Genomic DNA, 7373 nt, shown 5'->3' with positions numbered 1-7373 from the left:
AGACGGCATAGCCTCCAGTCACGCAACCAGGGCCCGCCGGCTCTACGCCGCGCGCCCCGTACAGGATGGATGATGACCGTGCCACCCAGGGGCTGAACAAAGCCGTTTTGTAGATGGGTCTCATCCTCTCAGGCTTCCTCGCCGCAAGCATGCGGAAGGTGGGTACGGATCAAACATCCGACCGGATATGAGGTGATGCAGTGAGCTGCAGAAATCTTCGGAAGCCAATCCTCGCCCGGGGGCCGGTCGTCGCGCTGCGCTATGCATGGCTTCGCGCGCCGCCCTCTCACCGCAAAAAACCGACCCATGCTTGTTCGTTGAGAGCCTTGACTCACAAAGCCCCATATGAGGGTGGGCAAAGCGCAGCGTGCCCACCATCGCGAGCACAGCATAAAATGGCGGGCACGCTTCGCTTTGCCCACCCTACGACTCCGCCGTCATTGCGAGGAGCGAAAGGGACGAAGCAATCCATGTCTCCACGCGTGGTGAGATGGATTGCTTCGCTTCGCTCGCAATGACGGGAGGTTACAAATCCACCACGACGTAGTCGCTTTCCACTGACACCGCGATGGTCTCAGCGACATACGGTCCCTTCACCAGATTCGTGCCCGGCTCGACAGTGACCGGATAGGCTCGCGCGCGGAAGCGCTTCGGGTCGCAGTAGGACTGGCCGGTGCGGATGTCGAACTCCCAACCGTGCCAGGGGCAGCGGATGATCTCGCCGAGTTTCGTATATTCGATCTCGCCCGGATCGGACGATTGCGCGAGCCCGATCAGTGGCCCCTCGCACAGCGAGGCGCCCTGATGCGGGCAGCGGTTCAAGAGGCCGAAGAACTCGCCCTTGACGTTGAAGACCGCGATCGGCCGGCCGTCGATCTCCAGGAACTTCCTCGTGCCCGGTGGCAGTTCATTCACCGGGGCAACCACATGTCGAGTCATTAAGCGAGCCCGTACAGCTTGCGCGCGTTGTCGAGATAGAACGCCTGCTTGTTGGCGTCGCTGACGCCGGCCGGCAGGACGCGCGAAGGCTCGTCATAGTCCCAATGCGGATAGTCGGTCGCGAACAGCAGCCTGTCCCAGCCGATCCATTCGATGGTCTGGAACAGATGCTCGCGCCGCTCAGGATCTTCCATCGGCTGCGTGGTCCACCAGATGTGGTCGCGGATATAGTCCGATGGCTGGCGCTTCAGATGCGGCACCTCGGCATGCAATCGCTCGAACACCTTATCGAGCCGCCAGGCCAGCGACGGTGCCCAGCCGAAGCCGGCCTCGACCATCACCATCTTCAGTTTCGGAAAGCGCTCGAACACGCCTTCGAGCACGAGGCTCGCCAGCGCCGTCTGCTGGCATTGCGAGTGGCCGACCATCTCCTCGATGTAGAAGCTCGGCCAGCCCGAGGCCGTGATGGGATTGCCTCCGAAGCCGAAGGCGTGCACGCCAATTGGAAGCCCGGCCTCCTCCGCCGCCTCATAGATCGGCCAATAGCGGCGCTGGCCGAGCGGCTCGACATTGCGGCTGAGCAGCAGCACCTGCACGAAGTTCTTGTCCCCTGCGCGCTTGCGGATCTCCGCGGCCGCGGCCTGCCCGTCCTCATTGGCAACGACGACTGAGCCTTTGAGGCGCTGGTCCTTGCTGGTCCACTTCTCGATCTGCCAGTCGTTGATTGCGGAGCAGATCGCCACCGCCAGATCCTGATTGCGGATGCCCTGCCCGGTATTGAGCGGATTGAGCACGCCGAGCGCGACATTGTTCGGATCGAGATGCTGCTGCTGCATGAAGGAAAGCGAGGAGCCCTGCGGACCGCCTTCCGGCGGATAGGCGTCGCGGCGCGATGCATTCGGCTGCGCCTTGGGATAGGGCGGGCCACCCATCATGCCCTGATAGGGATGCACACCGAAGGTTTCGAGATGTGCGTGCCAGCGCTTGGCGAGGAATGGGTACAGCTCGGTTTGGGTGGCGCGCGCCGGATGGATGTCGCAATCGGCGATGGCAGTTTTGACGCTGGACGACGCAGCCGCCGGACGTTCACGAATCTGGACGTTCATGGCGTCGTCTCCTTTTGTTTGGGCATGATCTTGTCCGAAAACCGGACGCCACTTTTCGGGATCATGCCCGTACGGATTCCTTGAGGCGGCCGTAGGTCGCGAGTGGATTGTCGATCATGATCTTGCGGACCAAATCGGGCGAAATCCCCTTCGGCAGCACCTCGTCGCCGTCGAACTGCCAGTGCGGATAGTCGGTCGAGAATAGGAGCAATTCGTCCGACTGCATATGGTCAAACAGCCGGTTCAGCGTCTCGCCTTCCGGCGGCGCGTCGACCGGCTGCAGCGAGAAACGGATATTGCTGCGCACAATCTCCAGCGGCGCGCGATCGACCCACGGCGTCTCCATGCGGACGCCGCGCCAGAACTTGTGCAGGCGCCAGAGATAAGGCGGCAGCCAGGTGAAGCCACTTTCGAGCATCACCATTTTCAGATTCGGGTGGCGAGCGAACACGCCCTCGACGATCAGGCTGGTGAGTTGCGTCTGGAAGGCCTGCGCCTGCGCAACATAGTCCTCGATGTGATAGGAGCCCCAGCCGACCGAAGTCGGCGGGTTGTGATAGGCGCTGCCGGCGTGCACGCCGATCGGCAGGCCCAGACGCTCCGCTGTGGCATAGATCGGCCAGTAGTGCCGTTTGCCCAAGGGCATGTCGCCCATGACCAGCATCAGCACCTGGACAAAGCGCGGATCCTCGGCGCAGCGCTCGATCTCCTTCACGGATTTCTCGATACTCTGCACGGGGATCACGATCGAGCCGCGCAGCCGATCGTCCTTGTCGAGCCATTCCTTGGCGAGCCAGTCGTTCAGCGCGCGGCAGAATGTATCCGCCATGTCCTCGCTGAACACCATCTGCACGCCATAGAGCGGATTGCAGATGCCATAGGCGACAGCGAATTTGTCGAGCGCCTGGCGCTGCATGTCGGCAAGATTGGCGCCCGGCTTGCCCTGCGCCGGCCGCCAATCCGGCCGCGCCGAGAGCGGCGAATTGACCGGATAGGATTGCGACAGCAGATCGGTCATGCCGCGCGTCGTCACCTGGTCGCGCCAGTAGTCGTTCATGTAGGGCAGGAGGCTGGTCAGATGAGGCACGGCGGGATGCAGATCGCAATCCACGCCACCCGCAAACGGCGACGTCATGGCGTTTCCTCTGGCGCGCGTACGCCGCGCCCGTTCATTGGCCAGCATTCAAGCAGGCCTGCCATTGGCCCGCAACTCGGCAGGAGCCGAACTGGTGTGCTAGGAAGGCAGGACGCCCCGGAGAATTTTCATGGCAAACAACAAGAGAGGCGGCCGATGAACGAGCTGGTGTCCATTGCGGAAAAGATTGCAGTCAGGCTGATCGAGCGCAAGCAGACGATTGCAGTGGCGGAATCGTCGACCGGTGGCCTGATCTCGGCCGCGCTGCTCGCCGTGCCCGGCGCCTCCGCCTACTTCATCGGCGGCGGCGTGATCTACACCCGCGATGCGCGGCGGGTACTGATGGACATTCCCAACGAGACGATGAAGGGCATCCGCTCGGCGTCGGAACCTTATGCAAAGCTGCTCGCGAGCCAGATCCTCACGCGCCTTGCGACCGATTGGGGCCTCTCCGAAACCGGCGCGGCGGGCCCCACCGGCAACCGCTACGGCGACGCCGCGGGCCATAGCTGCATGGCGCTGGCGGGACCTGTGGAAGCCGTGATCACGCTCGAGACGGGCAGCAGCGACCGGCAGGCAAACATGCAGGCGTTCGCGAAGGCAGCGCTGAATTTGTTGCTGGAGAATTTACGCTAGACTAGCTGTCGTCCCCGCGAACGCGCCAAAGGTGGAGCGACGAGGTGGAGCGTTCTCGTCATTGCGAGGAGCGATAGCGACGAAGCAATCCATGTCGCCGCTTGCGGAGGCATGGATTGCTTCGCTTCGCTCGCAATGACGGAGCGGAGACGCAACAGCGCTCCGCCTGCTTGGTCAAGCCCGGGACGACAAGGGTTACTTCTCCCGGAACGAGCGCATGAACTGGTCGCTCAGGGGCTTCATCAGATAGGACAGCATGGTGCGGTCGCCGGTCTGGACGAAGGCTTCGACCGGCATGCCCGGGATGATCTTGACGTCGCCGAGGCGCTTGACCTCGTCCGGCGGCATCGAGACGCGGATGGTGTAGAAGCTCTGCCCGGTGCGCTGGTCGGAGGTGACGTCGGCCGAGACGCGAGTGACGACGCCGCTGATCTCGGGCGTGGTGCGCTGGTTGAAGGCTGACAGACGCAGCAGCGTCTTCTGGCCGATCTGCAGCTTGTCAATGTCCTGCGGATTGACCTTGGCTTCGACCGAGAGAGCGTCGGCCTGCGGCACGATCATCATGATGGCATCGCCCGCGGTGATCACGCCGCCGACAGTGTGCACCGTCGACTGCAGCACCATGCCGTCCTGCGGCGCGCGGATGTCGATGCGGCGAAGCTGGTCTTCGGCGGTCACCTTGCGCTCGACGAATTCGCCGATCTTGTCGTTGGCCTCGCGCAGGTCCTTGGAGACCTCGGCCAGCATGTCCTTGTCGACCTGGATGATCTGCAGCTCGGTCTCGGTGATCTTGCCCTTGGCCTGTGCACGGGCGGCGATGTATTGCGCGCGTTCGCCGGCGAGCCGCGCGGCGTCGCGCTCGAGCGTGGTCAGACGCGTGAGCTGCACCAGGTGCTGGTCAAAGAGCTGGCGGACCCCGACGAGCTCCTTCTGCACCAGCTCGATCTCCTTGTCCTTGGCGACTTCCTGCGCTTTCAGGCCTTCGATCTCTTCCTTGAGCTGGGTGATGCGCTCGCGCAATTGCGCCTTCTGGCCGATCCGGCCGTTGACCCGGACCTCGAACAGCTTGGTTTCGCTCGCCAGGACGTCGCGGACGTCGGGATCGTCGGCGCGGTCGGTCAGGGCTTTCGGAAAAACAATCTTGTCGAGGCCCTGCTGCTCGGCCTCAAGGCGCGCCGCCCGTGCATAAAGCCCGTTGAGCGTCTTGACCACGATCGCAAGGCTCGCCTTCACCACCGTCTCGTCCAGCCGCACCACGATGTCGCCGGTCTTGACGAGGTCGCCGTCGCGCACCCGCACCTCGCCGACGACGCCGCCGGTCGGGTGCTGCACCTTCTTGACGTTGGAATCGACCACCACCGAGCCCGGCGCGATCAGGGCGCCCGAGATCGGCACGGTGGAGGCCCAGCCGCCGAAGCCGCCGGCCACCACCAGCACGACGACGAGGCCGATGACCAGATGCAGCCGGATCGAGCGCTGCGCCCCGCGCGATTCTTGGCTCATGATTTGCCTCCCGCTTCGGAGACGATCTTGATCGGCGGCGTCGGGGCGACGCGCGGCTGCAGCACCTGCGCCAGCACGGTTTCCTTCGGGCCGAAGGCCTGCATGCGGCCTTCCTTCAGCACCAGGATCTGGTCGACACCCTCTATCCCGATCGGCCGATGCGCCACGACCACCACAACGGCGCCGCGCTCGCGCGCCGAGCGTACCGCCCGCGTCAACGCCTCGTCACCCTCGCTATCGAGATTGGAGTTCGGTTCGTCCAGCACGATCAGGAACGGATCGCCATAGAGCGCGCGCGCGAGCGCGATCCGCTGCGCCTGGCCGGCCGACAGCGCCGTGCCCTGCTCGCCCACCTGGGTGTCGTAGCCCTCGCGCATCTTGATGATCATCTCGTGCACGCCAGCCTGCTTGGCGGCGGCAATGATGTCGTCCGATTTCGCCTCGGGATCGAAGCGAGAGATGTTCTGCGCCACCGAGCCCGCGAACAGCTCGACGTCCTGCGGCAGATAGCCGACATAGCGGCCCAGCACATCCGGCGACCATTGGTCGAGCGCAGCGCCGTCCAGCCGCACCTTGCCACGGAACGGCATCCAGACGCCGACCAGCGCGCGCACCAGCGACGACTTGCCGGAGCCGCTGGGACCGATGATGCCGACGCCGCTGCCGGCCTCCAGCACGAATGTCACGTCGGTCACGATCACCCGCTGGTCGCCCGGCGGGGCGAGCGAGACGGCCTCGACCGACAGCCGCTTGGTCGGCGCCTGCAGCAAGGTCTGGGTGCCGGCCTGCGGCATCTGCTGCAGCAGCCTGCTCAGCCGATGCCAGCTCTGCCGCGCAGCGACAAACCCCTTCCAATGCGCGATCGCGAGATCGACCGGCGCCAATGCGCGGGCGCTCAGGATCGAACCCGCGATGATGATGCCGCCGGTCGCCTCCTGGAAGATGACGAGATAGGCGCCGACCGCGAGCACCGCGGACTGCAGCATCATGCGCAGCACCTTGGCGACCGCGCCGAGGCCGCCGGCAACATCGCTCGCGCGCTGGTTGCCCGCGAGATAATTCTCGTTGGCCTCGCTCCAGCGCCGCCGCAGCCGGCCGGACATCCCCATCGCCACCAGCACCTCGGCATTGCGGCGGCTCGCGGCCGCGAGATCATTGCGACGGGCGGCGAGCGTCATCGCCTCCTTGGCGGGGCTGCGCGACATGAATTCGGTGATCAGCGTCAGCGTGATCAGGATGATCGCGCCGACCAGCGCGGTGACGCCGAGCAGCCAGTGGAAGGCGAAGCAGATCGCCATATAGAGCGGCAGCCACGGCAGGTCGAAGAACGCGCCCGGCCCCTGGCTGCCGAGGAACGACCTGACATTGTCGAGATCGCGCAGCGGCTGCAGGCCTTCTGTGCGATTGCCCATGACGAGCGGCAGCCGCACGATGGTATCGAACACACGGGCGTTGATCGCCTCGTCCAGCGAAGTGCCGATCCGGCCGAGGACGCGTCCGCGCAGGAGATCAAGCAGGCCCTGGGCGATGTAAAGCCCGGCGGCGAGCACGACCAGGCCGACCAGGGTCGGCACGCTGCGGCTCGGCAGCACGCGGTCGTAGACCTCGAGCATGAAGATCGAGCCGGTCAGATACAGAACATTGATCACGCAGCTCATCAGGCCGACGCCGATGAAGGCAGCGCGGCAGGCGCGTAGCGCATCGCCGAGTTCGGATCGCCGGACGCCGGAAGCGGCTGCCATGAATTCTTATTCTCTGCAAAAAAGGGTTACGTAATGGTCGAGTTTTACCGTTGTTTGCGGCCAGCGTCCATTTCCGACGGCCCAAAATTCATTAGGTTGCGTTAACCTGGCTGCCCGTCCCGGCAGGCAAGCATACCGGCTGAACCGCGATGGTTAATTGACAGCAAGCCGCGGCCCGGAGTGCAGCGCAACGCGGTTCCGGAGGCAGGCCCTAGAACCGTCGTCCGTGAAGAATCGCCCAAGCCATTGATGTGGAGTCGATTTTTCGGTCGTGAGGGGGTTTGAGATTGCAAGCTTTCGGGGTTTGACGCC

Annotated in this window: 6 protein-coding genes; 1 reads left to right on the top strand and 5 read right to left on the bottom strand. The window is 64.4% G+C overall.

The features are described 5' to 3' along the window. Window positions 1-525: 525 nt before the first annotated feature. The 3 genes from K288_RS0141665 to K288_RS0141655 all read right to left on the bottom strand — a co-directional run bounded on the left by K288_RS0141665 (window position 526) and on the right by K288_RS0141655 (window position 3180). Entirely contained in the window at window positions 526-939 is a 414-nt protein-coding gene (locus K288_RS0141665) for a Rieske (2Fe-2S) protein (RefSeq protein WP_027584679.1), read from the bottom strand. Further along, window positions 939-2045, bottom strand: coding sequence for an amidohydrolase family protein (locus tag K288_RS0141660; protein WP_027584678.1), 1107 nt, complete (start codon window positions 2043-2045; stop codon window positions 939-941). Before K288_RS0141660 ends, K288_RS0141665 begins: the two co-directional genes overlap by 1 nt. Window positions 2046-2106: 61 nt before the next feature. Continuing rightward, on the bottom strand, window positions 2107-3180 hold the full coding sequence (locus tag K288_RS0141655) for an amidohydrolase family protein (protein WP_027584677.1): 1074 nt from the start codon (window positions 3178-3180) through the stop codon (window positions 2107-2109). Between the two features lie 156 nt (window positions 3181-3336). Between K288_RS0141655 and K288_RS0141650 the strand changes: the two genes are divergently transcribed. Then, a complete protein-coding gene (locus tag K288_RS0141650) occupies window positions 3337-3816 on the top strand; it encodes a CinA family protein (RefSeq protein ID WP_027584676.1) in 480 nt (159 codons plus the stop codon). 195 nt (window positions 3817-4011) lie between these two features. Here K288_RS0141650 and K288_RS0141645 read toward each other — a convergent pair whose 3' ends face one another. After that, window positions 4012-5319, bottom strand: coding sequence for an HlyD family type I secretion periplasmic adaptor subunit (locus K288_RS0141645; protein WP_027584675.1), 1308 nt, complete (start codon window positions 5317-5319; stop codon window positions 4012-4014). Beyond that, window positions 5316-7061: a type I secretion system permease/ATPase gene (locus K288_RS0141640; RefSeq protein ID WP_027584674.1), complete on the bottom strand. Its 1746-nt coding sequence runs from the start codon at window positions 7059-7061 to the stop codon at window positions 5316-5318. Before K288_RS0141640 ends, K288_RS0141645 begins: the two co-directional genes overlap by 4 nt. Window positions 7062-7373 lie beyond the last annotated feature (312 nt).

Origin of the sequence: Bradyrhizobium sp. Ai1a-2, from assembly GCF_000426245.1 — a bacterium.
In the GTDB taxonomy this organism is placed as follows: Bacteria; Pseudomonadota; Alphaproteobacteria; order Rhizobiales; family Xanthobacteraceae; genus Bradyrhizobium.
Note: the sequence above shows the minus strand (reverse complement) of the source record. Positions and strands in the feature narration are given on the sequence as shown.